The 25,926-nt window shown below is 56.6% G+C and carries 13 protein-coding genes; 7 read left to right on the forward strand and 6 right to left on the reverse strand.

Annotation, left to right across the window (positions count from 1 at the left end):
- Nucleotides 1-24: 24 nt before the first annotated feature.
- Nucleotides 25-8,439: a choice-of-anchor I family protein gene (locus CGZ80_RS10120; protein ID WP_158222642.1), complete on the reverse strand. Its 8,415-nt coding sequence runs from the start codon at nucleotides 8,437-8,439 to the stop codon at nucleotides 25-27.
- A 1,008-nt stretch (nucleotides 8,440-9,447) separates the two neighbouring features.
- On the opposite strand from CGZ80_RS10120, the gene CGZ80_RS10135 reads away from it, so the two are divergent.
- From CGZ80_RS10135 to CGZ80_RS10140, 3 genes are read left to right on the forward strand one after another with little or no spacing between them, the layout of a single operon-like run.
- Entirely contained in the window at nucleotides 9,448-10,500 is a 1,053-nt protein-coding gene (locus tag CGZ80_RS10135; protein ID WP_094413907.1) for a DUF1559 domain-containing protein, read from the forward strand.
- A 33-nt stretch (nucleotides 10,501-10,533) separates the two neighbouring features.
- A complete protein-coding gene (locus CGZ80_RS27920) occupies nucleotides 10,534-10,689 on the forward strand; it encodes a hypothetical protein (protein ID WP_158222643.1) in 156 nt (51 codons plus the stop codon).
- A gap of 27 nt (nucleotides 10,690-10,716) precedes the next feature.
- Nucleotides 10,717-11,547: a hypothetical protein gene (locus tag CGZ80_RS10140; RefSeq protein WP_094413908.1), complete on the forward strand. Its 831-nt coding sequence runs from the start codon at nucleotides 10,717-10,719 to the stop codon at nucleotides 11,545-11,547.
- A 126-nt stretch (nucleotides 11,548-11,673) separates the two neighbouring features.
- Here the strand turns inward: CGZ80_RS10140 and CGZ80_RS10145 are convergent, their stop codons facing one another.
- From CGZ80_RS10145 to rph, 4 genes are all read right to left on the reverse strand, one after another.
- Nucleotides 11,674-12,639 (reverse strand): MDR/zinc-dependent alcohol dehydrogenase-like family protein, encoded by a 966-nt coding sequence (locus CGZ80_RS10145; protein ID WP_094413910.1) that lies wholly within the window; start codon nucleotides 12,637-12,639, stop codon nucleotides 11,674-11,676.
- A gap of 1 nt (nucleotide 12,640) precedes the next feature.
- Entirely contained in the window at nucleotides 12,641-16,426 is a 3,786-nt protein-coding gene (locus CGZ80_RS10150; protein ID WP_143543837.1) for a hypothetical protein, read from the reverse strand.
- Nucleotides 16,427-16,587: 161 nt separating this feature from the next.
- Nucleotides 16,588-17,583, reverse strand: a complete 996-nt coding sequence (locus CGZ80_RS10155; RefSeq protein ID WP_094413914.1) for an L-threonylcarbamoyladenylate synthase — start codon at nucleotides 17,581-17,583, stop codon at nucleotides 16,588-16,590.
- A gap of 10 nt (nucleotides 17,584-17,593) precedes the next feature.
- Nucleotides 17,594-18,289, reverse strand: a complete 696-nt coding sequence (rph, locus tag CGZ80_RS10160) for a ribonuclease PH (protein ID WP_094413916.1) — start codon at nucleotides 18,287-18,289, stop codon at nucleotides 17,594-17,596.
- A gap of 259 nt (nucleotides 18,290-18,548) precedes the next feature.
- Between rph and CGZ80_RS10165 the strand changes: the two genes are divergently transcribed.
- The 4 genes from CGZ80_RS10165 (at nucleotide 18,549) to CGZ80_RS10180 (ending at nucleotide 24,963) form a co-directional block, all read left to right on the forward strand.
- Nucleotides 18,549-21,122 carry a M1 family metallopeptidase gene (locus tag CGZ80_RS10165; protein WP_233148343.1) on the forward strand — a complete coding sequence of 858 codons (2,574 nt, stop codon included), beginning with the start codon at nucleotides 18,549-18,551 and terminating at the stop codon, nucleotides 21,120-21,122.
- Complete coding sequence (locus CGZ80_RS10170; protein WP_094413918.1) at nucleotides 21,119-21,652, forward strand: DUF6702 family protein; 534 nt, start codon at nucleotides 21,119-21,121, stop codon at nucleotides 21,650-21,652. Before CGZ80_RS10165 ends, CGZ80_RS10170 begins: the two co-directional genes overlap by 4 nt.
- Nucleotides 21,653-21,747: 95 nt before the next feature.
- On the forward strand, nucleotides 21,748-24,345 hold the full coding sequence (locus CGZ80_RS10175) for an alpha/beta hydrolase-fold protein (protein WP_409994537.1): 2,598 nt from the start codon (nucleotides 21,748-21,750) through the stop codon (nucleotides 24,343-24,345).
- A 159-nt stretch (nucleotides 24,346-24,504) separates the two neighbouring features.
- Complete coding sequence (locus tag CGZ80_RS10180; RefSeq protein WP_094413920.1) at nucleotides 24,505-24,963, forward strand: DUF1569 domain-containing protein; 459 nt, start codon at nucleotides 24,505-24,507, stop codon at nucleotides 24,961-24,963.
- A 46-nt stretch (nucleotides 24,964-25,009) separates the two neighbouring features.
- Here the strand turns inward: CGZ80_RS10180 and CGZ80_RS10185 are convergent, their stop codons facing one another.
- A complete protein-coding gene (locus tag CGZ80_RS10185; RefSeq protein WP_094413922.1) occupies nucleotides 25,010-25,912 on the reverse strand; it encodes a universal stress protein in 903 nt (300 codons plus the stop codon).
- Nucleotides 25,913-25,926 lie beyond the last annotated feature (14 nt).

Below are 25,926 nucleotides of genomic sequence, written 5' to 3' on the forward strand. Positions count from 1 at the left end.
TGTTATTGAAATCGGGGGGAGGAATTACGAACGAGCCGCGAAGAAATTAGGAGCGAAGTAGCCGTCTAGGTCTTCGAGGTTGATGGTCCCGTCTCCGTTACCGTCGAGCGTTGCGTTGTAGGTGGCATCACCTTGCGACGCGAAGAAGCCTGGTGCGAAGTAGCCATCCAGGTCGTTCAGGTTGACTGCCCCGTCGCCATCGGCATCGCCGTAGAGACGGAAGAAGTTGTCGTTGTCCCCGTCCGCGGCGGTTTGACCGCCGAACAGGTAGTCGGTCGCCATCGTGCTCGATCCCGCCACGACGCTAGCCGCGGTGATATCGAGTCGGTAGTTGCCGTCGATCAGCGAATTGCCCAGGACACCGGAGCCGAGTCGCGTTGCGACCAAAGCGTCGCCAGCGTCGAAGGTCAAGACGGCGATCGTCTTGCCACCAACGTTGGTTGCGGTGACCGTCAGGCCGGTGACCTCTGCGTCGAGGTCGATGTTGGTCAGGCTGAATGCCTGTTCCACAGCCGCCAAGTCAACTTCGGTGTTGAAGGTGACGGTGACGGAAGTGATTTGTGAACGCGAAGTGCCGCCATCGTTGATGACCACGCCTTCGACTTCTGGGATGACGTCGGCACCGATCGAGTAAACGCGAATCGTGTTGCTGACCTCGTTGCTGACCACCAGCATCGGTGCGCCACTCGGGCTGTCCGCTGCCGAGATGAACGTCAAGCCTTCGGGGCTGACGTCATTGGTGTCGTGCAGAATCTGAGCCAAGACGACGTTGCTCGGATCGGTGACATCAAAGACTGCGGTTGCGTTTGCACGCTCCATACCGATGAAGGCGTAAACCTTCGAATCGATTTGTCCGATGACGACGCCTTCCGGTTCGGTGCCTTTGTTGTCACTGCGTCCGTCGTCATACAGCCCCAACGCGTCAGTGGCTCGTGCGAGCAAGTCACCGCTGTCGAAGACCAAGTCGCCGGCTTCGTTCCAGATCGAGAACGAACGACCGCCGTAGGAGTACAGTGCGTCGAAGTCACCGTCGCCGTCGGCATCACCCATCAGGTTGGTGATTTCCAGTTCTCCGGCCGCTGCCGCGTCTTGCAATGCTTCGGCATTGGGGAACATGGTCGGATCCAACGTCACGCTTTGGATGTCGGTCTCTTCGGCGTCGCGGGCGTCACCTTCGTTCGCGGTGATGAAGTAAACCGAGCCACCTGACACATAGTTCGCGATCGCGTCGGGCTGGAACAGGCCGCGGATCGGGAAGCTGCCCAGGGTCAACGCGTCGGGCGAGTTGTTGGTCGGATCGATTTGGGCGTTGATCGCCGCGTGATCCTTGTACCCGAGTGGCAGGATGTCGGTGACAGTACCGGTCGACAGATCGATCAAGGCGACAGCGTTGTTTTCTTGCAGTGTGACCACTGCCAAGCTGCCGTCTGGGACGACGGTGATGTATTCCGGCTCGACGTCTTGCGAGACGGTGTTGCCGGGAGTCAGTTTGACGCCGGCGGCACGCAGTGCGTCTTCGCTGCCGTCAAAGGCGGTGAAGTCAGCCGTTTGGACGGTCGCGGTTGCGACGCCCGAGGTCAGGTCAATGATGCTGACCGAACCGGCCGGATCGACAACCGGGTCACCACCAGGTTCGCCTTCGTTGGCAACCAGCAAGTGGGTTCCGTCGGGAGTGAACGTGACCATGTCGGGCAATGCACCGACTTCGACGCTGCCTAGGAACACCCCGTCAGCCGCGTTGTAGAAGAACACGTAGCCCGACGCTTGCTCGTCAGCACCTGGAACCGCCGCAGCGACGATACCGTTTGCGTTGACGGCGACACTGGTGATCGCGTCGTCGCTGGCACCGTCGGTCGTTGGCGTGAGTGTCGACAGCAGCACAGGGTTGGCCGGGTTCGACAAGTCCACGATTTGCAAGCCGGCACCCGAGGTGACGAACAGGCGGTTGGTGGCCGGATCGAAGGTCGAGATTTCGGCACCCAACAATCCGGTGTCGATTCCGCCGACTGCGGTGAAGGCGGTCGAGCCGTCTGGTGTTGCCGACAGGGCTTGGAAGGCCGTTCCGTTTCCGCGAACCGCGAAGCTGAACACTCCGCCGTCGACGCCGTCGGTGATCAGTTCGATGGTCGCGTCGTGGATGCCTTGTTTGGTGGCGTCAAAGGTGACGTCAAAGGAAACGCTTCCGCCGGGGATGATCGTGAAGATCGGCGTGACTCCAAAGCTGAACGCGTCCGCTTCATCACCGGTGAACGATGCGCCGGTGACATTCAACGGCACGGTGCCGGGGTTGGAAACGGTGAAGGTCTTGGTGACCGAGCCGCCGTCGACTTCTGCACTACCGAAATCGGTTCCGGCCAGTGGCGAAACAAACGCTTCGCCTTCGTCGATGGCAACTTCGTTCGATCCCGTGACGGCGATCTCGGGCGAGTCGACGATGACGTAGACGACTTCCAGTTGAGGACGATGCGCGATCGTGCTCGATTCAGACGTTTCGATTCCCCAGCCGTCGGTGCCGTTTTCCCAAGGCTCGAACAACCAACCGTTGTTGGTGCGTTGTCCGCTGACCCATGATTGCAGGTCGGCGGTCACGTCCCAATCTTGGAAGCCGGCTTGGGCATTGGGGTCACGATTCGGATTTCCGGCGAAGGCGGTGTACTCGGTCGCTGCTTCGACACCGTCAAGGCTGACGCCACCGTCCAAGCTGTTGTACGTGTCGGTTTCTTGCCACGAGGTCAACATCGGGTAGAAGCGAGCACCGTCACCTTGCGAGTTGTTAGCGATGCTGGCCGTACGCAGACGTGCCGAGATCACTTTCGCACCCGCTGGGATTTGGCTTGCCGCATCGCCGATGATGTCGTCGAAGCGAATCAGGCCGCGGCCTTCGCTGCCGTCATAGTCGATGAACAACCCGCCGTCTTGCGAGTAGTCTTGGTCCGGGTTGACGCTGCTGATCACAGTGTCTTGGGTTCCCGAGTAATCGTTGACGCCGTCGCGGAAGGTCGCGATTTGGGCACCGGCAGGTACCCACTCGATGACCAAGCGTGGTCCGGTCGTCGGATCGCCGTTCTCGCTGCTGCGGAACGCCCAACCGTCGGTGTTGTTGGTCCAGCCTTCCATCAACCAACCGTTGTTGGTTTCGCCGTTCGCCCAAGCTTGAATGTCGGGCAGGACGCTGACGAAGTGTTCGCCAGTACCGGTCGCTCCGCCACCACCGGCGGTTCCGATTTGCGATTGGGCTTGTCCGACGACTTCACCCGAATCGACTTGGATTCCGTTACCGAACGCATCCCAGGTCGCCGTTGCCGGATCCCAGTCGGATGCCATGCGGTAGAACTCTCCGCCGTCACCGGTGTTGTCGGTGTAGACGACGAGGTTGGCCGACGTGATGATCGCGTCGGCTGGGATTTGGCCAGGGCCATCGCCGAACATATCAGCGAATCGCAGCAGGACTTGTGAAGCGACACCGCTGCGGTCCCAGTCGACCAACAAGTCGCCTTCGGGAGCCGAAACGACGCTCGGTGCGTTTTCACGAATCTGTGCGTCCGACAGCCCGGTGTAACTTCCGTAGCCGAAGTCGATGTTCTGTTGCAACGAACGGCGGTAGACCAATCCAAGGCGGATGTCCTTGGATTGGGTTTCACCGGCGATGCCGTTTCCGTCGACGAACGAGATGTTGACCCGACGCAAGCCGCCGGTCAAGTTTGGCTCGGTGGCTTCGAAGGTGACCGCACGCAGGACGGCTTCGATGGCCGTTTCGTCAGCTGCGGCGTTGAACGTAATCGTCAGTGCCGAGTCGCCCGAACCGGCAACAAAGGTGCCGACGACGGTTCCGCCAAAGGTCACATCCGAACCGCTGATTCCGACCAGGCCAGCGGTGCTGCCTTCGTTGCGGATCGACAGGATGTCCGACGGCAGTTGGCCGGCAACCAACTCGAACGAAGCGACCGCACCATCGGCGAACAAGTCACCGACCGACGAGAGGTCCAGCATGCCGTCGACGCCAACCGGCAAATCGCCGATGCCGTAGTACGATTCGCCAGCCGAAGCGGTCAGCGCGGGGGCTTCACCGTAACCGGAGATGTTGATGGTCACGGTTGCAGTCGAGCTGCCACCGAAGCCGTCGGTCATCGTGTAGGTGAACGTGTCGGTTGCGGTGTCACCGGTGTAAAGCTCGGCGATGGTGGCCGAAGGCGTGTAGGTGATCGTTCCGTCAGGATTGATCGAGACGGTCGAACCCAATGCGGTGGTGCCGGAAACCGACTCGATCGACAGCAGACCTGGAACCGGACGGGCGACAGGCTGTTGCAGCGAATCGAATGGCACGAACGCAAAGCTGAACGGCTGGTTTTGACGTCCCAGGCCAGGCATGTCGTGCGAGCGGAGCAGGAAGTTTCCTTCGCCGTCGCTGCCGTAGCTCAGGAAGTTGTCTTCGATTTCGGTGTCATCTTGGTTGGTCAGGACCAGCATTCCGGTTTCAGGAGTCTGGCCAGGGATGCTGACTTTCCATTCGAAGCCGCCGGTTTCGACCGCTTGACGTTCGACGGTAAATTCGCCGATCGCACGTGTCACGGTGTTGGGGCCTTCACGTTCTGGATCGATCGTGCCGGCAACCAAGTTTTGTGCGTTGCGTGGGACAAAGACGAACGAGAATCCGCCGTCTTCGCCGTCAGCAAAGTCTTGAGTGTTGTCACGAACGGCGATGCCGTAGCGGCTGGTGCCGGGGATGGCTTGAGCTGAGACGACGTTGTCGCCGTTTTCGTTGCCAATGACGAACAGGAATCCGTCGGTCGCGGCATCGGTTACACCAGGGATCGAAACTTCGTAGCGACCTTGGTCCGACTTGCTGATGTCGATCGACGAGACGCCGTTGCCAGCGGTTAGCATGCCGCTTGCGTCGACGTGACCGCCAACCCAGTTGTCAGCGAACGAGAAGTAAGCAACCGAGACATCGGCGTCCGCTGCCGCGTCAGCGCCGAACTGTTGCAGTGCCAACGAGGTTCCGCCGCTGCCGTTTGCGTAGGCTTGGACCAGGCGGTAGTTGCTGTTCGGGCTATCAAAGTTTTCACGAATCGTTGCCATCACGATACCGCTCGTCGGATCGATCGCCGTTCCGTTTTGCAGAACTTCGACGTTGCCGGTGGTACCGCCGCTGATGGTGATCGCGTTGTCGCCGGTACCGGTTTGGGCAACCGTCCAAACGCTAGAACCGTCAACCGACAGGTTAGCCGATGGGATGCCAGCGGGTGTGCCGAGCAATGCTTCGACGTCAGGATCGACATCGTTGCCCAGGACGGTCAGCTTTGCACCGTCGATGTTCTGCTCGTTCAGGTTGATAACATCGTCGTACGCCGTCGGGGCTTGGTTTTCGCCTTGAACCGTAACCGTTACTGTCGCGGTCGATACCGATCCACGTCCGTCACGAATGGTGTACGTGAACGTGTCCTGAATTGATTCGCCGTTACCGAGGTCGGTGATCGACGCGTCCGCGGTGGCAGGGTCATAGCTGAACGTGCCGTTGTTCAGCGTTACCGTTGCGCCATGAGCACTGGTCGACTGGAACGAAGTGATCGAGAAATCCAAGCCGTTGAATCGTTCCAGCGGCGAGTCGTATGGCAAGAAGATGAACTGGAAGTCACCGGCGTCGGCTGGCAGGGTGTAGGTGCCCGATTGACGAAGGTCGACGCGGAAACCGTTGCCACTTGGTGTGGCAAAGACGGCTTGGCTAGCAGGAACGTTGGTCAAAGATCCGTTGACGTCGGCGTATTCGCCGCCGGTAGCAACGGCGATCAATGCACCGTCATCGGGGGTGTAGCCGTTGACTTGGATCAGCGGGGCGCCATCGGTGTCGCTGCCGATCGAAACGTCGCCATAGAATTGGCTGAGGTAATAAAAACCTTCGCGTGATTGGGCGTTACCGCCGATCAATCCGCTGGTCCCGCCTGGGACATACACGAAGCTGATCGGTGCGCTCTTAAAGCCGGTCGCGTCTTGATCGCTGTCGAGTTGACGAATCAACCAACGGTTGTCGAATCCCGGCAGAACCGAAACAATGTTGTCGTCGTTGCTTCCACCCATTGCGAACAACATCCCGTCATACGGGCTGCTCGCTTCAGGAATGGTGACTTCGTACAGACCGGGTTGAACCATACGGACGTCCGCTTGCGAAACGCCAACACCGCCAAGCAGGTTGCCGTTTTCATCGATATGGCCAGAGGTCCAGCCTTCGGCAAATGGGAAGAACGCCGCGTTGATTGGTGCGGTGCGTTCGCCACCACCGATGCCGTTGCCAGTTGCGAAGCCGTAGCTGCTGAATGCGCCGTAGGTTTCGATCGTGGTGTAAGGGGTGGTGTTGTCGGCGATAGTACCGAGCAAGACGCCGTCGCTTGGGTAGAGGTTTTCGCCACCGCGGCCGATCGCAACGTCACCGTTGTTCGGAGCGCTCTGGATGGTCAGGTCGTTGGGGCCGGCGGTCGTGCTGACAACGTTCCAAACCGCGTTGGTGTTTCCGGTCGCGTCGGTGTTGCCGAAGATATGTGCCGCCGAAACCGAGTACTTGGTGGTATCGGGGTGATAGTCATTCGTCAGTGCATCGATTTGGGTTGCGGTCAGCTTATCAGTGACTGCACCGGTGTCATCAACCGCGACAACGCCATCGTTTTGTGGGATAACCGAAACGCCGAAGGTGACGGTGGCCGACTTGCCGGACGCGTCAGTGGCGGTGACCGTCAATTGGCTGTAGCCGAATTGGTCTGCCGAGGGTGTGATCACCAGGTCGTCACCTGAGATTTGGCCGCTCAGCAATCCGCTCAATCCGGTATCGACGGTGTAGGTCAGCGTGTCGCCCGCGTCGACGTCGGTGAAGACGGTCGTCAAGTCGATTGGCGAGGAGGGGGTATCTTCGTTGATCACCAAGTCTGCGGGAGTCGCGATGACTTCGGGGGCATCGTTGACACCGACCCAGTTGACCGTCACGATGCCCAGTGCCGAATCGGATCCGTCGGTTGCTTGATAAACAAAGCTGTCGACATCGGTTTGGCCGGCTCCGAGTGCACGGATCGCGTCGCCCGATTGATAATCGATGGTGCCGTCAGCATTGATTGCCAGTGGCAAGCCTTTGGCAGAAAGGTTGTTGCCCAGGCTGTCCGCGTCCGTTCCGATCGAGCTGACCGAAAGCGGGTTGGTCGTGCTGAGTGAGTTTTCGAATGGGATAAAGAAGAACACGAAGTCTGTGTTCAGTGGGGTTTCGGTATCGCTGTTCCATGCGAATTGGCGAATGAGGAAGTCGCCCGATCCGTCACCGGCATCGTCATAGGAAAAGTAGACGTTTGGAGGGACGTCGTTGGTAAGGTCGTACGTTTCCGCGATCACAACACCTGATGTCACGTCGTGACCAGGAACGTTGACACGCCAGAAACCGTCCGATTCGCGTTGGATCGAGAAATCGCCAAACGATTGACGCATCGGGCTGACGCCATCAAAGCTGGCGTTGACGACACCGCCGACCAAGCCTTGCGTGCTGCGTGGGATGTACAGCAGGTTGATGTCGTCTTCTTCACCGCCACCGATTTCGGCAGCGTTGTCGCGGTGTGCGATCGACCATTTGCCACCGTCGATCGGACGCGTGCGGGTGTAGTTGTCTTCGTTGTCTGCACCGACGGAGAACAAGAAGCCTTCGTTGTAGCTGTCGGTGACGCCAGGAACGGTTGCTTCAAAGCGACCGTTGCCGGCAACGCTGACGACGGAAGGTGCTTGTGCGGTCGCGGTCGGCTGTGGGACCAATCCACCACCCGAATCGTAGGTTCCGCCGACCCAACCGGCGCTGTAGGGGAAGAACGCGTTGGAAAGTGGAACCGACAGTTCACCGTTGTTTTCTGGTGCGGCACCGATCGCGATCCAAGCGTCGCCACCGCCTTCGCTGGCGTACTGCACGACGCCCAAGTTGGTCATCGATGCGTCAACCGGGCTGTTGTCGCGAAGCATTGGCAACGCCATACCCGCGGAAGAATCCAGGCGTGTGTCCAAGTCGTTGGCGTTGGCTTGATCGTCCGCATCGACGTACAAGTCCAAGTCACCGTTGTTTCCGGCTCCGCCAAAGACGGCGCCAGGAATCAATGAACGCTGTGGTACGCCGGGTTGCCCGGGGCGTTCCGGAATGAACCAATCGGTCGCGTTGACGGTTGGGTCGTAAGTACTGCGATCGAAGTCGGCTTGGAATGCGGAGACCGATTGGACTTCGCTGCCAGAGGTGTCGTTCGTCAAGACGTTGATCGAGCTGTCCGCAGAAAGCGTCAGCGTATCGTCGAGAACGTTAGCGGCCAGAAGCTGACGTGCTTCAAGCGATTGGATGTTGAGTTTTTTCGTTTCTCGGCGGCGTTTCTTTTGACCAAGACGCTGAACACTTTTAAGTAGACGTGTTTGTCGTCGAATGTTTTTCTTCACCGGTGTCGTTCCGTTTTGTTCTGTTTGCGTTCGCTTCAACATGCTTGAACAGACACAGCCGGACCTTATGCATGGCATCGCCTGTATCAATCGCGCGGAAGTCTAATGATCACAAACGTTGTCTCAACACCATCCGAAGCATCTTCATCAAAGGCACACACCAACCCACGACGTTTCTTACCGGAACATTTAGAAATGAAGACGTTGATGACAACCTGCCACAGCCTTGTAAGCGGGAAGGTGCGTGTACCCACAATGTTGGTGTGGTCGGTTGCAGGAGAAGGTTTACATGTAACGCAATGGATGCGTTAGATCACTCAAAACCTTGTTCAGAACGTCAGCGTCTGGCTCGTGTGCCGATGCGTTTTTCGCGAATGTTTTCGATTGTTCGCGTTTGCGAACACGTCGGGGACGTGGTGCGAACGAAGCACTAAAGCACGTGGGTGATGCGCCGAAAACGGTGCCCGCATTGTCAGGGGTGTGTTGCTACTTCGTTCACGAATTGCACACATTCGATTCGCATTTGCTTCTTGCAAAAATCACACAATGGGGCGAATCTTTTTGTTAACGATGCGTAAAGCTAAGTCGAAGTCTTGTTGTGAATATCAAGTTAATTCGACCCGGCTTCGGTTTCTTTCTGTTCTACCCGCGATAACGTGTCGCCCAAATTCGCGAGCCAACTTTTTGGTGCGAATTCGATAGGCAAACCATTCGTCCAATCTCAGGACTTGAGAGCAGTGCCGGCCAAGTAAACGACCGGCAGTTTTGATTTCCCCACTTAGGCGTCAGTCGACAACAAGTCGTTGCGTTGATGCCAACGACAAGTAGTCCGAAGTGTGGGTTGCCTATGAAAAGCGAGAAGCGGAGCGGGCGGATGTCAACAGATCGTTCAATCGTCGCTTCACGCATTGAAACAAACCGTTAACCCTCTGCACGTCAGGTCGTTGTCTACTTCAGAACAACGCGGCACGTCAGAACTTTGAACATTGGTAACTTGAGGATTCACAAATGACGGCGCCGTCATTCCAGTCAGCCCGCCAGCAAGCCCCCCTCCGCTCAACACGGACTGGTTTCACGCTTGTCGAATTGTTGGTCGTGATCGCGATCATCGGCATCCTTGTCGGCCTGTTGCTTCCAGCGGTTCAAGCCGCTCGCGAATCAGCACGCCGCATGCAGTGCACCAACAACCTGAAACAAATCGGGTTGGCAACGCTTAACTACGAAAGCGTCTACAAACAATTGCCACCCGGACCTTGGGATGGTGACCCAGGTGCGTCGAACGCGGCAGGACGTGACAGCAACGCTTGCTGCCGCGCCGCGAACGCATCCGGTTGGTCGGCCCAGTACCGAATTCTGCCATTCCTGGAGCAATCGTCTGTCTATGAAATGGCAAAGAACGATCCGCCTTATTGGCCCAACCGTCCCAACAACGCCGCTGAAGATGACGTGGCACAAGTGCTCGTTCCCGTTTACTACTGCCCAACGCGTCGCCCACCTACCGGGTACGGTACGGCGAAGTTCGGACGTGTGGACTATGCCGGCAACGGTGGGTACTACCACGGGCGTCCTGACTCGGCGGTCAACTTCATCCCCGAAGCACCTCTCGGTGCACCCGCATTGGCGACGACCAGTCGCAGCAATGGTGGTCTGAAAAAGACGCGAGCGGGTGCGATCATCTGGGCCAAAGAAGGCGACAAGCAAACCTTGGCCGGCATTCGCGATGGTCTGTCTCACAGCATCGTGTTTGCGGAAAAATCGTTGGCTTACACCGAGCACGGTTTGGATGGTGGTGACAACGAACGCTGGAACAACCCAGGCTGGGACACCGACACCATTCGTTGGCACTTCCCGCCGAAGAGCGACCGCAACACCTACGCGCCAAACCGCGATAACAACGAAGGCACCAACTGGAACCGTTACTTCGGTTCGTCGCACACCGGTGTCCACGCTGTGATGTGTGACGGTTCGGTTCAGTACTTCGACTTCGCGATCGACGCGACTGTTTGGATGCAGTTGTGCTTGGTTGACGACGGCGAAGTCGCACCAAACATCGTCGAGTAATCCATCGAAACCTTCACTTAGGAACAAACTACTATGCGTATCACCAAACTTGCATTTTTGTTGTCATTGGTCGTGTTCTCGGTCGTCGGTTGCGGTGGCGTACCCGAAGCTCCAGAAATCACGACCGACATGGAAGCCGAAATCGCTGCCGAAGATGCGGCAGTCGAAGAAGGCGAAAGCAAGCTGTAGATCGTGAGCACGTTCAAACACAACTCGATGTCGACGATCTTCAAGCGTTGTGCACCCGGACTCGTTTGTCTCGGTGGGCTACTGGCGTCAGCCGGTTGTTCGCCGTCGGTGGAACCAGAGGCTGCGTCGTCGCGTGCACCGGTTCCCGAAGTGGTCGGACCTCCGGTCAAGTCACGTTCCGTCTGGCGTAGCTACTATGCCTTAGGCGACGCAGACATCCAGCCGGATAAGGTCAACTCGACGGGCTTCGCTTGCGAATTCCCAAGCGATGAGAAAGGCGTGACATACTTCGTGTCGGCCCTACACATCGCGGAAGACCGTACCGAACCGATTACCGAAGCTGCTGAAGCTGCCCGGATTTATCAGGCAATCGGCTCGGTTGGGGCAACCGAAGCATACGGTGCCAGTGACGGGATGAACTTCCTCGGCATCTTGGCGGATCCGCCGGCCGAAGGCATGGCAGAAGAACCAAGTTTGCTTTACGACGTCGTACTGGTGCAGCGTGGTAAGGTCGGACTCAAGGCGATGCCTTTGGCCCAAACGATGCCTGTCGAAGGAGACAAGCTGTATCTGGCGACGGCAGTTTACGGTGGCGCCCCGGCAAGCCAAACGGCTCACGAAGCCGAGGTGCTTTCGGTGTCGAGCGATGGAAAGCTTGAGTATCGCTTTGTCAACGAACGTCTTTCCCTGCAAGCGACCGACGGTGCACCCCTGTTGGACGAATCGGGGGCGGTCGTCGGAATGCACTTGCATGGCGATAAAAGCGAGACTGGCGTGACCGGCGAAGGCATCTCGATGCTTGAGTTTTGGAACCGCTATTCGGCAACAAGCACTGCCGTGGCAAACGACACTCAGTAGGCCATCCTCCGCCACCGAAACGGGTGGCGAAATAACATTGAAAAGCCGCATCGCGAGCCGCCGTTTCACCTCAACGGCGCCGCAGTGCGGCTTCTTTTTTGTTCTGAGTCAACGCTTTGCCGTGGCTTAGCGAGCGATTTCAAAAACCACTTTGAACGAATTCGGGCTGGTTGCCTGACGAAACGCCTCGTCAACCTGCTCGAGCGGAAACCGGTCGGTGATCAAGCCGCCGACATCAACGTGTTGATTCGCAAGTGCATCGATGGCTTTGTCAAAGGGGCCGCAGCGTGATCCGATCAATGTGATTTCGTCAATGACGATCGCCGCTAACGACAACTGGTGGCACGCGGCAACCGTTGTTTTCATTACCACCGTTCCGCGTGGTCGAACGAGGTGAATGGCCATTGGCAAACCGGTCGTTGAGCCGGTGCAATCGACCACGACATCGAAATCGCCTGATGGAAGTTCGGACGGATCGGTGGATGAAATCTGAACGGTCTTGTGCTGGTGTTGCCCGAATCGCAATAGCTTGGTGCCATGTTTACCAAAGACCGTGACCTGGTCGACGACCGATGAAAGCACCTGGGCAGTAAAGAAGCCCAATCGGCCATCGCCGAGAACTGCAACGCGATCGCGAGCGAGCAAGTCGATTTGCTGAAGAATTTCGAATGCCGCCGCAAGAGGTTCGACTAGAACGGCGGCATCGTTGTCCACGCAATCAGGTACAACGTGCAGGTTTCGCTCGGGAACGGCGACATAGTCAGCCATCGCGCCGTCGTGACGATCGATTCCAATGACCGTTCGGTTGGGGCAGTGTGTTGACCGTCCCGCCAGACAGGTTTCACATCGATGGCAACTGCAATTGATTTCTCCGACAACCCGTTGTCCGGCAAGTGATCCAGATTGTGCGACGCCGACGAATTCGTGCCCAAGAACGCCTTCGAATCCCATGTAGCCTTGCGACAATTGGAGATCCGTTTCACAGATTCCGCATTGCAGGACCCGAACTAAGACCTCGCCCTCGAGAGGATCGGGAAAGGGAGCATCATTGCGGAAATGAAGCGTTTTGGATCGCAGCGTGATCGCTTTCATCTTAGAATTTGAAGATCTTTTCTAAGCTGGAGTTCAGTTGGTCGACTTGGTCGCCAAGTTGCTTTTGGATCAAGCTATCGAGGCGGTTTTGAATGACTTCGGCGCCCGCCTTGGGGACCAGCTCCGCCATCACGCGACGCACGGCAGACTCGTCAAGGTAAGGCCGCGAGAGGCTGCCTTTGATCGGGAAAGCGAGGTTCTGTCCGGCAAGACCTTGCAAGTCGCTGCCAAGCCAACGCGCGTTCAGAGGGACCTGGGCGACAAGGTCAAGTTGTGAATCCAATCCGACACGGCCACTGGTCATCAATTCTGCATTGTCGACTTTGAAGAACATTCGTTGATGAGCCACATAACCGTCCGCCATGACGAAGGGGACAGTTTGCGGGGGCATCTCGATCAACGTTTTCGCTTGGACGGGGTCGGCCTGACCGCCGGTCAAACGGGTCATCGATTTGATTTGACGGACGCCCTGGATCAGTTGATTTGTCAGTGGGCCGCTGGCAATTATCAAATGTCCAATTTCTAGATTGCCACGGACGATACTTCGTGTCGGCTGATCGGGCCAAATAGCGACTTCATCAAATTGGGCCGAGACGAGTCCGTCGATTTGCGTCGCCCCGGCGGCGAGCGGTGTGAGGTATTTCAGCCAAGTTGCAGCGGCTTGTGGTGTGATACGCACTGATTCAATGGAGGACCCTTCATCCAAACGGATCATCGTTTGTGGGGCAGACAAATCGACCGTTACTCCCAGCGAAGCTTGGGCGGGATTAACGGTGGCATCGGTGGTTCCTCCTGCCGAAGGAAGCTGTCCATTTGGGGTGACAGTTGGTCCGATCTGGATGACGGGAATTGTCGTTCGATCGATGCGAACTTGGTTGGTGGTCGCATGGACGGGCAGCTTTGCTTGCCCCAGACGCACCCCGACGATGTCGCAAGCGGTCCATCCGATATCGGTTTTCAGGTCATAGGTGGTGTCGCCTGTGGTGGGCAGATTCAGATTGAATGCGACTTCTGATTCATGAACACCGTCGGCAAGAATCGAAGCACCGAAGTATTCTGAAAGTCTTGCGGCCAAGACGTCCAATTTGACTTTGGACGGCCCGTTGATGATGACTTGCGTGCCGTTTTCTTCGGACTGAATCTCACCGGAAAGCGAACCGGCAAACCAGTCACAGGCGAGCTGTTGTGCACCCATCTCGATTTGTCCGGTTTTCGCTTGGTAGCCCCAGGGGCCGGACAGTTTCAGCCTTGGTTCAGACCACAGCAGAGTGCCTGAACGCAGTGGTGAGGTTCCGCCTGTTGCGCCACGATCCGGATAACGTCCGTCGGGCGAAGCGATTGCCGGATAGCCGCTGCTTGTGACACCGTTGGAAGTTGCGGCGAGCGTTTCGCTGTACAGTTCCAGTTTGGTGCCGGTCAGTTCCGAATTAATTTTCCAGTGGTCTGGATCGCCGGAAAGTTTCAGTGTTCCTTCACAGCGTCCAGCAAGGCGATAGCTTTCTTGGTCGGCGGTTCGGTACCCGATCGGTCGAATTTGGGGACCGATGAAATTGGGTGGCGTTTGTGAGATTGCCGCCGCGCGAGCGAGCGTCTCACCGATGCTGTTTTGAAGTCCTTCGAGGTCGGCTTTCCAAGCGATTTCCAGATCTGTTTTGTCCGTCAGAGCTTCGCCGCGAATGGCGAGTGAAATCGATTCACCGGCAATCGTGGATGACGGTGTCGTAAGCGTCCCCGCACCCAGATCAAGCGTTCCGTCAAAGTGGATCGTCAGCTTGGGCTGCGAGTACCAGCGGTCTTGGTAGTGGAACCGTGGTTGGACCATTTCAAAATCGGCGTTGGTCACGACTGCGCCTTCGCGAGCCAAAACGACGTTGGATGTACCAATCACGCGGCCTTCTGCGCTTGCGAGTTCTGCGGGTAGCCAAGGGCCCAGCGATTCACTCAAGTTTTCCAAGCGGCCATCGAGATCCAGCTTGACCGGGAAAGTCACGTCTTGGTCTGGTCGGTCGACGGGCTTCGTCAATTTGGCTTTCAGCAACACACCGCTACTGCCCAGTGCGAAATCGGCTTGCGAAAGTCGCTGCAGACGGTTCTCCGCCCAGTTACCCTTCGCAGTCAGGTTCGTTTGTACGATGGAACGTTTGATGCGATGTCCGTTGGGAAGCGTGACAAGTAGCTGTTGTGCTTCACCCGTGCCAGAGAGTGACCACTGGTCACCGGCATCCGTTGTGACCACGGACCATTGGACATTACCCGTCGCGTTGCCGCCGAGATTCGTTTCGGACAAGTCAACAATTGGGCGTAGCATCGAATGCAAACGTCCGAAATCAACGCTGAATTGTGCGTCGCCGCCGCGAAGTGAGCCTTTGCCAGATGCTTCGGCGAACGAGCTTTGTAAAGTGAATTGCTCGGCGAGCAATGAGCCTGCGTTGTCGGTGACGGTGGCGTCAATCGAGATGGGCTCAATCACGACCAAGCGGCCTGCCGAGCGGGCGCGAATGGCTCGCGTGTTCAAGCTTAACTCAGTACGTGGATTCGTTTCTCCGTCAGTTGTTTGATTGCGAACGATTGCCGTAGCGGTGCCGGAAACCAGTGTCGCGTCTTCGCGAATCGGCAGTAATCCTGGTAGTGCTTCGGAGAGCGCGGCTAGGTCGACGTTCAGTTTTGCGATCCCTTGCAACGATTGCATCCACAGCAAGGGATTGTCGTGTGTGCCAACAAAGGAAATCGTTGTTGGGAACGAACCGTCAAGTTCCGCCGATGCAAAGTCCGTGGTGATCGCCAGGTCGTTGCCGTGTAACCGGTCGCCGGTCCAAGCGACTTGGCCATTCAGAGTGGCAAGATTGTTTTGCCACGATTGTTGCTTTTCGAGCGGTAGCGTCGATTGCAGATTGCGAATCTGTAGGTCGTTGATCGCGACGGTGATTCCGCCTGCGGTGCCACCGATCACGTGTAGCCGCCCTGAGGTTTCACCCGAGCTGCCTTGTGGCGTCGACGCGGCGTCTGGGAAAAGACGCCGGGCAACGAGGTCTGCGGTCGAAATCGGAAAGGAGTCGGCTTCGAGTGAAAACTCCCACGCGTTTGCCTTGTCTTGCTGAGTCGCGTCGCTGGCGTGGAGCACGAATTTCGTTTGGATCGCGCCTTCGGTACCAGCCGGCTCTCCAACAACTCCTGCGAGTTCGCCGGTCAGTTCGCCATTGTCAAGTTTCAGGTGTGCGTTTGATTGGCTTAGCGTCCAAACCTTTTGTGTGACGGTATCCACCAAGCTCGCGCCACATTCTTGGAGTTGAATCGACGCACGGATCGGCTCGCTCTCTTGGTCTGACGGTTCGAGAAGCTTTGCGAGATCTGTTTCGATGGACGAGCCGCCTTGTTCGATTGCCGCATCAACTTGAATGCCGCGCAATGACAACTCGCCGATTTCACTCGGACTAAACCGGATCAAACGAGTCGCGGTCAATGAACTGTCGATGCGTTGAATCTGCAGCTTGGTTTTCCCAGATTGCCCGACCAGGACGACATCTTTCACCGAGAGCGGCGTGATCCATCCGACGGAGATCGAACCGACGGAAGCCTGCCAGCCGTACGCCGCCGCTTGGTTCACGATGATGGATCGTGCGATTCCAGTGTGGCTGATGATGCTGGGCGCCGCAAAAAGGGCGAATCCAACGAAGCCGAACACGACTAGCGAAAATCGAAACTTGCGGTTCGATCGCCTCGTTCGTCGGCGCAGCGTCATGTCGAGCTGCGATCGTTCCAGTTCATCGAGTTGGTGGTCGTCGGTCACCGCGGTCACATCCTTGTGCCAGACGCACGAAAATCCTTATTCAGCCTGAGACGCTGTGGCTGAAGATACGTCAAACTGGGCAAACTGCCCAATACCAAAATCGAGCCTATTTGCGACGTTGGCAAAGGTTTCGACGATTAAGCGAACAGAAAAACACGCATTCAATTGCTAGCGCGGTCGACCCGATCCATGATCGCACGGCCGATCCCATCAAGTGTGCAAACATCGATGACAATTAGCTCGCAATCGCTTTGATCTGCGTCTCGAATCGCCGCAAAAAGGTGCTGCGCGACCTCATTAAGATTACCGGTCGCGCTCAGGACTCGTGTCCATCGGTAAGCGACATTCGAGTCTGGATGGTCAGGTGAGAAAAAGATCCGTGCGATCTTGTCCGGTGCGGCAACGCCAGCGTCGAACTCGCTGACTTTGATCAACCGTTTTGCCGGCGAGTAATGCTTGCGCAGAAGCCCTGGGGAAGGCATTGCTTCCGAAGTTGTCTTGTGTTGTGTCGCGATTTCGATTTCGCCAAACACCAATTCCAGCTGCTCGATCGAGATTCCGCCCGGACGCAGCAACTGTGGCCTTGTCTTGGTGAGTCGGATGATTGTTGATTCGACGCCGCAGGCACAATCGCCGCCATCGAGCACCATGGCCAAGCTGTCACCGAAGCCTTGGGCAACATGGCGTGCACATGTGGGGCTGACATAGTTCGATCGGTTAGCGCTCGGTGCGGCCAGCGGGAACTCTGTTGATTCCAGCAGGGATCGCATGACCGGGTGATTTGGGACGCGAACCGCCAGCGTGTTGGCACCTGCAGTCACGGCCGGTGCGACTGGCCCCTTTAGCGGTGCGACGACCGTCAGTGGGCCCGGCCAGAACTGTTTTGCGAGTTCCCATTGACTGGCGATCCGTGGATCCGCGTTGATGTCGACCCATTGTTCGGCAGCCGCTGGCGTGGCGAAGTGTGCGATCAGCGGATTATTCGAAGGCCGTCCTTTGGCCGCGAAGATTTTTTGGACGGCAGTTTGATTGCGTGCATCGGCGGCCAACCCGTAAACCGTTTCCGTCGGAACGCCGACCAGTTCGCCTGCCGCGAGCGCATCGGCGGCGGCACGAATGGTCTCGTCGGACGGAAACAGGATCTTGGAATCAGCCATTGAAACAGCCTTACGCCAACGCTTGACGTTGCAACTGCGTCAATTCAGCAATGCCGGTTTTGGCGTGCTTCAGCATCGCGGCGAGTTCTTCGTCGCTGAAGGTCGCTTCTTCACCGGTGCCTTGGATTTCGACGAATCGGCCACTGCCTGTCATCACGACGTTCATGTCAACGTCGGCGGCGTAGTCCAGTTCGTAATCCAAGTCCAATTGCACCGCGCCTTTGATCACACCGACGCTGATCGCGGCGATCGAATCACGCAGTGGGCCGTTGCCGATGCTGGCGTCTGGCAACTCGTTTTGAATCGCTTTGGCCAAGGCGACGAAGCCGCCGGTGATGGACGCGGTGCGAGTCCCGCCGTCGGCTTGCAAGACGTCGCAGTCGACCACGATGGATCGTTCGCCGAGTGCTTCCAGGTCAACGACGGCGCGGAGAGAGCGTCCGATCAGACGTTGGATTTCGGTGGTGCGGCCATCCACCTTGCTGCGTTCGCGTCGTTTTCGCGGCACCGTGCTTCCGGGCAGCATGTTGTATTCGGCGGTCACCCAGCCTTTCCCTTTGCCTTCCAACCACGGCGGAACGTTCGGTTCCAACGAGGCGGTGCACAGCACGACGGTCTTGCCAGATTTGTACAAAACACTCGCCGGGTGGTGCTCAAGGTAGCCGACTTGGATTTCGACAGGACGCAATTGATCGGGCTGACGCATGGCAGTTTTTCGGGGGCACAAACAAATTTTAGTGAACAACTAGAGCGGAATATCCTACGGTGAACCGTGGTTTTGGGTAGATGCCCACGTATTCGTTCCCGCCGCAATGTCGTCGCCGAATTGACCAATTAGAATTGAAAGATCGTTCCCGTCACCCGTGACAGAACCCCGAAGAACCGAAAGGCGCTCAGCTGTGAGATTTGACCCCGTCCGAATAATCCTCTCCGTTTCTCTAGCGATATTCTCGCTCGCGCACCTGGTGGATGCGCAATCGCCCGAAGCGGCTAACCCCAAGCACTCTGATCCCTACGATCCGTTCGCACAATTGGACCCTTGGTGGCCGACTCCGACAGAGACTCGGATCGCGTCGGGGGCCCCAGGACCAGCGTATTGGCAACAGCGTGCGGACTACGAAATCGATGTCACGATCGATGACGAGAGCCAGCGGATTTTGGGCAAGGAAAAAATCCACTACCACAACCAATCGCCTCACACGTTGACCTACATCTGGATCCAATTGGACCAGAACCGCTTCCGTCAAGGCTCCGATGCGTTGACGACCGCTACGGCACCGTCGATTTCGTCGCGGATGTCATTTTCGGCGATGAAGTCGATCATGGCGAACGAAGCGTTTGACGGCGGTTACAAATTGACCGCGGTCACCGACGAAGCTGGCAACGCACTGAAATACAAAGACGTCGGCACCATGATGCGTGTTGACTTGCCAGCCCCACTGAAGCCTGGCAAATCGACGACGATCGGCATCGAATACTCGTACAACATTGTCGACGCCAAAGTCATTCGCTCGCGTGGTGGCGTCGAGTATTTCGAAGACGACGACAACTATATCTACGAAATCGCTCAGTGGTTCCCTCGCGTCGCGTCCTACACCGACTTTGGTGCGTGGCAAAACAAAGCCTTTCTCGGACGTGGTGAATTCACTTTGGAACTGGGCGACTACATCGTCCGCATCACCGTTCCTGAAGAAATGGTCGTCGCATCGACCGGTACGTTGGCAAATGCCGAAACCGTTTTGAAGCCTGAATGGAAAGAACGTCTGGCGTCGGCAAAGAAGTCGAAGACCCCGATGTTTATCGTCACTCCGGAAGAAGCCAAAGCCAACGAAAGCGTTCGTGGCGAAGGCACCAAGACTTGGGAATTCAAAGCCGACAACGTTCGTGACTTTGCATTCGCTGCCAGTCGCAAGTTCATCTGGGACGCGATGGGTGTCGAAGTCGGTTCACAAACCGTGATGGCAATGTCGTACTTCCCAAACGAAGCCGAGCCTTTGTGGAGCAAGTACTCGACCGAATCGATCGCACACACTCTCGAAGTCTACGGACGTTATTCGTTCGAGTATCCCTACCCAGCCGCGATCAGTGTGAACGGTCCGGTTTACGGGATGGAATACCCGATGATCAGCTTCAACGGCCCACGTCCTGAAAAAGACGGCACGTACAGCAAAGCGACCAAGTACGGTTTGATCTCCGTCATCATTCACGAAGTCGGACACAACTTCTTTCCGATGATCGTCAATAGCGACGAACGTCAATGGACTTGGATGGACGAAGGTCTCAATACGTTCTTGCAATACTTGGCCGAGCAAGAGTGGGAAGAAAACTATCCATCGCGTCGTGGCGAGCCAGCCAACATCGTCGGTTACATGCGTGGCGGAAACCAGCGTCCGATCATGACCGGCAGCGAAGAGATTTTGCAGTTCGGCGACAACGCGTACGGCAAGCCTGCGACGGCGCTGAACATCTTGCGTGAAACGATCCTGGGCCGCGAAGTTTTCGACGACGCGTTCCGTGAATACGCTCAACGTTGGAAATTCAAACGTCCGACGCCAAGCGATTTCTTCCGCACGATGGAAGACGCCTCTGGTTCGGACTTGGACTGGTTCTGGCGTGGTTGGTTCTACTCGACCAAACACGTTGACATCGGAATTTCCGGCGTCGAACTGTTCCAAATCGATGCCGGTGATCCGGACGTCGAAGCCGAACGCAAACGTCAAGAAGAAGACAAAAAAGAGCCAACGATCTCGGAAGTACGCAACAAAGACCTGCGTCGACGAATCGAATGGCAACCCGGTCTGAAAGACTTCTACAACAACCCGGACTACAACGAAGACAAAGTCGACGAAGAAGATCGCAAGTCGTTCCAGCGGTTCCTGGACGGTTTGGACAGCGAGGAACGCGCGATGCTGCGTCGGACAACGAACTTCTATGTTGTCGAGTTCCAAAACCACGGCGGCTTGGTCATGCCAATCTTGCTGCGGGTTCACTACGCCGACAACTCCAGCGAAATGTTGACGATGCCAGCCCAGATCTGGCGTTACAACAGCAAGCAGGTCAAGAAGCTGATCGCGACCGACAAAGAGATCGTGCGGATGGAACTCGACCCCAAAAAGCAGACTGCTGATTGCGACATGAGCAACAATCACTGGCCTGAAAAACTGGTTCCAAGCCGATTTAAACTGTTCAAGGGCAACGGTTCGTCAAAGAACCCGATGCAACGTGAAAACGATCGCAAGGAGCAGAAGAAAAAGTCCGAAGAAAAGCCAGCGGATGACAAGTCCGCTGACGATAAGGAAACCGACGACAAAAAAGCTGAGAAGCAGGAAGTGAAAGCTGAGTCTGCCGCAGAAGCGAAAGCTGGCGAAGAAACGGTCGTCGCATCGGAAACCGCTTCGGAGCCAAAAGCCGAAGGCGAGGAAAAGGCGGAAGCGAAAGCAGACGCTGAACCCGCTAAGGAAGAAGCAGCCGAAGAAACGGTCGAAGCGAGCGAAACTGCCAAGCCAAAAGCGGAAGCATCCGAAGAGGCTGCCGAATGATTTCGCTGCTCCTTTTGAAAACCGTACTCAGCTCGGTCTTGCTGATGCACCCGGTGCATGAAACCTACAGCGAGATCGAGTGGAATGAAGCGTCCTCGTGCTGCGAAGTCGCGATGCGAATCCATGGCCTTGATGAGCAATGGATGCGTCGTGAGCTAAAAGCAGAGATCGGTTCCCAATGGCAACCCGATTACTTGAGCAAGCACGTCGTTTTTGACCGCACGGAAACCGAAGGGGCAGACGGCAAACGCGGATTTAGCGGCAAACCGATTCGCTGGATCGGTCGCAAGATCGAAGGGCCCAACGTTTGGTGGTTCTTCGAGGTCGAATGCAAGGGCGGCGTGCCACCGCAAACGGTGTACGACGATTTGTTGTTCGATCGCGAAGACAACTACCACCATCGATTCACGATCTTGGGACACAAGGACGACTCGGGTAAGTTGCCTTCGGTGATCACGTCAAAGGATCACCCCGAAGCTTCATTGGAAGCGTTCGGTAAAGCCACAGCGGCAGAACCGGCGACCAAGTAGATTTCCGGCGGCCGATTTGCTGGCCGCCCGTCAGCGTCTCGATCGAGTAAACTTTTCGGTTCCCACCTCCGAATTGTCTTTCCCCGATCGAGGCGATGATGAAAAGCCTTCTTACCTTTGCGGCGGTCATTCTGCTGATCGCTGCCCCGATGCCATCCAGGGCATCCGATGAAACCGACCGCCAAGTCCAGCCCGACGTCCCGCAGGGCAAGGTCACCGATGGCGTCTTCACCGACACCGAACTCTTTCCTGGCACGACACGGCAATACAGTGTCTATGTGCCGGCGCAGTACGACCCCGCCAAGCCCGCGAGCTTGATGGTGTTCATGGACGGACGGAACTATGCGAACACCAAAGGCTCGTTCCGCGTGCCAACCGTGTTTGACAATTTGATTCACCAAGGCGCGATGCCAACCACGATCGCTGTGTTCGTGAACCCCGGCACGATCAAGGCAACACGCCAGGACGCGAGCGATCGCAGTAACCGTTCCTTCGAATATGACTCGATGGATGACCGCTATTCGCGATTCCTGATCGACGAATTCTTGCCGCACGCACTGAAAGGTCTAAACGTTTCGGCGGACCCAAGTGATCGCGCCGTCGGCGGAAGCTCCTCGGGCGGGATTTGTGCGTTTACCGTTGCTTGGCATCGACCGGATCAGTTCGGCAAAGTGCTCAGCCAGATCGGCAGCTACACCAATATTCGCGGCGGTTGGGCCTATCCAGGTTTGGTGCGTCAAACCCAGCGAGCACCAAAGTCGATCAAGGTCTATTTGCAAGACGGCGTGGACGACCTGAGCAATCTGCATGGCAGTTGGCCGCTCGGCAATCGGGATCTCGCGGCCGCGTTGCAATTTGCCGGCTACACGTACAAGCTTGAAATGACCGAAGGTGGTCACAGCGGTCGATGGGCTGGCGAAGTGTTCCCCAGTGCCCTGCGCTGGTTGTGGGACGACGCCGCCGTTTCCGATTCCGTGCCATCCACCGAAAGCAAACCGCCGTGGCAGCCACCGGCCGAAGGGATCGCAAAGGACGATGTTCCCAAAGGCACCGTCGAGCAAATGGAACCGTTCGAGTCCAAAGTCTTTGCCGGGACCACGCGTGAATGGTCCGTTTATGTTCCCGCACAATATGACAAAGACACTCCCGCTGCGCTGATGGTGTTTCAAGACGGCGAGCGAATGCGCGACATCAACGGCCGTTGGCGAATCCCGACGGTGTTTGACAACTTGATCGCCAGCGGTGACATGCCGCCGACAATTGCGGTGTTTATCAATCCTGGTCACGAAAAGTCTCGCCCACGTCGACGCAATCAAAGCAGCAATCGTGGGTACGAGTACGACAGTCTTGGTGACAAGTATTCGCGATTCTTGTTGGAAGAAATTTTGCCGGTCGTTGAAGCGAAGTACAACGTATCGGCAGATCCCGAGATGCGTGCGATCGGCGGTTCAAGCTCTGGCGCGATCTGCGCTTTCACTGTCGCTTGGAATCGCCCCGATCAATTCCGAAAGGTGTTCTCCAGCGTCGGCAGCTTTACAAACCTGCGTGGCGGGAATGTGTATCCGGCATTGGTTCGCAAAACCGAACCCAAGCCGATTCGCGTTTACATGGCGGATACGAGTGGTGACGTCGACAACGCCTTTGGCAGTTGGCCTTGGGCGAACCAGCGTATGGCGTCAGCGTTAAAGTACATGGGATATGACGTTCGCTTCGATTGGGCCGAAGGTTACGCGCACAATGCCGATTTCGGCAGCGCCCATTTTCCCGAAGCGATGAAGTGGTTGTGGCGTACCGAAACGCACCCGTCGGTGGTCGATACCAGTGATGACTTGCGGGGTGACATGACGCTCTTACGATTGTTGATCCCCGGCGAAGGCTGGGAAGTCGTCGCATCAGATCTCGGATTTGCTGACGCACCTTGCGCCGACGCGGAAGGCAATTTTTACTACAGCGATATGCGAGCCCCCGCGGTTTATCGTGTCGATGCAAAAGATGGAACCCAAACCACGATCGCCAAAGAATCCGTCAGTGGGCTAATGTTCGGCCCCGATAGACTGCTTTACGGTTGTCAGGGTTCGCAGCAACGCGTGATCTCGATCCGGCCGGATGATGGGGCGGTGACCCTGGTTGCCGAAGGTGTTCGGCCAAACGATTTGGCAATCGCGAGCGACGGGATGATTTACATCACCCAAACCGGCGCGAAGCAGGTCACCCGCATCGATCACAAAACTGGTGAGACGACAACGGTTGACGAAGGAATCAATAAACCGAACGGAATCGCGTTGTCGGCCGATGGCGGAACCCTTGCGGTTTCTGATTACGGCGGCACGCATACTTGGACATTCCGCGTGAACCCGGATCATTCGTTGGATGCCAAAATGCCAACGATGCCAATGCGGAGCCCCATTGATCCTCAAGGCGATTTCGCATTCAACCAACCGCCGCCTTATCTCGAATCATCGAAAGGCGATGGGATGGCGATCGACAAGGTCGGACGTTACTACGTCACCAGTGCTTTAGGCGTTCAAGTCTTTGATCCGACTGGGCGACCTTGCGGACTGTTACCAACGCCAAATCCTTTGAAGCCATTGACCAGTTGTGTGCTGGCCGGGGCCGGTCATCAGTACCTTGTAGTGACAAATGGTGACACTATCTATCGTCGCAAGGTCAACGCAAATGTTGATTTGCCTTAACAAATATTAAGAAGACCAATGATCCCACCGCTTGGACACTACGATGCACCAAAATCTGTGCGTCGTATTGTCCGGTGTGATGAAATGGGGTGTTCGAACCGTCCTGTAGATGAGATGATCTCGCCAGCTAATCTTGGTTCGTAACTGCGAGACCCGTCTATGTCTACCTCTCATCGAAAGCTGCACTTCGATCAACTGGAAGAAGCCGTTGCCGAAGTGGAGCGTCTTGCTATCTCTCCGATACAGACGACCGGCAATTTTACCTTTCCACAAATCGTCGAACACTTGGCAACCGCGTTTGACATTTCTTCGGGACATCAGACGCCGCCTCCGATCCCGCTGTTACTGCGAATCGTAGGTCCGCTGCTTGCCAAGCGTGCTGCGTACAAGCCCATGAAACCGGGGCTGAAGCTTCCAAAGAAAGCGCAGACGTTCTTTTGGCGTGATGAAAAAGGTATCGAACAGTCGTTGAGCCAGTTTCGCGAAGCGTTTCAACGCTACCGTGATACGGCACCTCTGCCACGGCACCCCATCTTTGGGAATATGACTCGCAAGGACAACGAACAACTGCAGTGTCGGCATATGGAACTGCATCTAGGTTTCGTGCATCCCGCGTAAACGTCTCAGAAAGGCTGTCGGCGATCCTGAGACGCAATGTGCGTCATCACTGGCTGGTTTGCCGGTGATGTCGCGAGATCCAAACGCTGCAGGCGGCGTGGCGGAGCACATATTTTGTCGTGCTGCCGAGTAGCAGATCATCCAGCAGGCTATGTCCGGCATCACCAACAACGATCAGGTCCGTGTTCGACTTTTCGGCCTGTTCCGTGATCGCGGGCCCGACTCGTTGGTCGTTCACGACACAGGATGAAACGTTGGGCAATTGATTCGAGACGCTTTCAACCATCGAATCACATCGTTGTTTCATCTCTTTGAATAAAAACTCTTCATTCTCGATTGCCGCCGTCGTCAGACCAGTTCCGAGTAAATAGTCATAGATTGGCGCGACGCTTAGCAATTCAAAATTTGTATCCGGTGCCCAGTTCAGTCGCACCATTTCGTCGACCGCAGACTTAGCGGGTGCCGAGCCATCGAATCCGACCAAAACTCGATGAACTGCATCGTGGGTGGCTGGCGTTGATTCCGGACTGCGAACCACCAAGACAGAACACTTGGCATGAGTCGCGATGCTGTCCGAGACGCTGCCGATCAACAATCGCCCCAAGAATGAGTGGCCTTGGGCACCCATCACAATCAAGTCACTGCCCAGTTGTTCGGCTTCGGACAAGACGACGCGTACGGGGTGACCGGGACGCATCACCATTTCGACCCGCTCGCAGCGTTCTTTCAACAAAGCAGCGAGGGTTTGCTGATGTTGCTCGGTACGTGACCGCTCTTGTTGCAGCAATTCAGGGAACCACTGTTGTGAGGAATCGGATACCGAGGCATACGGTTCCGCCAATGCAGTGATGATTGTCAAGTCAATCCGTTCATCGATTGGCAGTCTCAGCAATGCTTTCGCAGCATCGCTCGCTTGTTTGGAGCAGTCGGTGGCTAATAAAACTTTCATCGTTCGATCCTCAG

This window comes from Rhodopirellula sp. MGV (assembly GCF_002251265.1).
In the GTDB taxonomy this organism is placed as follows: domain Bacteria; phylum Planctomycetota; class Planctomycetia; order Pirellulales; family Pirellulaceae; genus Stieleria; species Stieleria baltica_A.

Coding starts and splice junctions, on each gene's coding strand:
- CGZ80_RS10135 (WP_094413907.1), top strand. CDS start 9,448: ATGACGGCGCCGTCATTCCAGTCAGCCCGCCAGCAAGCCCCCCTCCGC.
- CGZ80_RS27920 (WP_158222643.1), top strand. CDS start 10,534: ATGCGTATCACCAAACTTGCATTTTTGTTGTCATTGGTCGTGTTCTCG.
- CGZ80_RS10140 (WP_094413908.1), top strand. CDS start 10,717: ATGTCGACGATCTTCAAGCGTTGTGCACCCGGACTCGTTTGTCTCGGT.
- CGZ80_RS10145 (WP_094413910.1), bottom strand. CDS start 12,639: ATGAAAGCGATCACGCTGCGATCCAAAACGCTTCATTTCCGCAATGAT.
- CGZ80_RS10155 (WP_094413914.1), bottom strand. CDS start 17,583: ATGGCTGATTCCAAGATCCTGTTTCCGTCCGACGAGACCATTCGTGCC.
- rph (WP_094413916.1), bottom strand. CDS start 18,289: ATGCGTCAGCCCGATCAATTGCGTCCTGTCGAAATCCAAGTCGGCTAC.
- CGZ80_RS10170 (WP_094413918.1), top strand. CDS start 21,119: ATGATTTCGCTGCTCCTTTTGAAAACCGTACTCAGCTCGGTCTTGCTG.
- CGZ80_RS10175 (WP_409994537.1), top strand. CDS start 21,748: ATGATGAAAAGCCTTCTTACCTTTGCGGCGGTCATTCTGCTGATCGCT.
- CGZ80_RS10180 (WP_094413920.1), top strand. CDS start 24,505: ATGTCTACCTCTCATCGAAAGCTGCACTTCGATCAACTGGAAGAAGCC.
- CGZ80_RS10185 (WP_094413922.1), bottom strand. CDS start 25,912: ATGAAAGTTTTATTAGCCACCGACTGCTCCAAACAAGCGAGCGATGCT.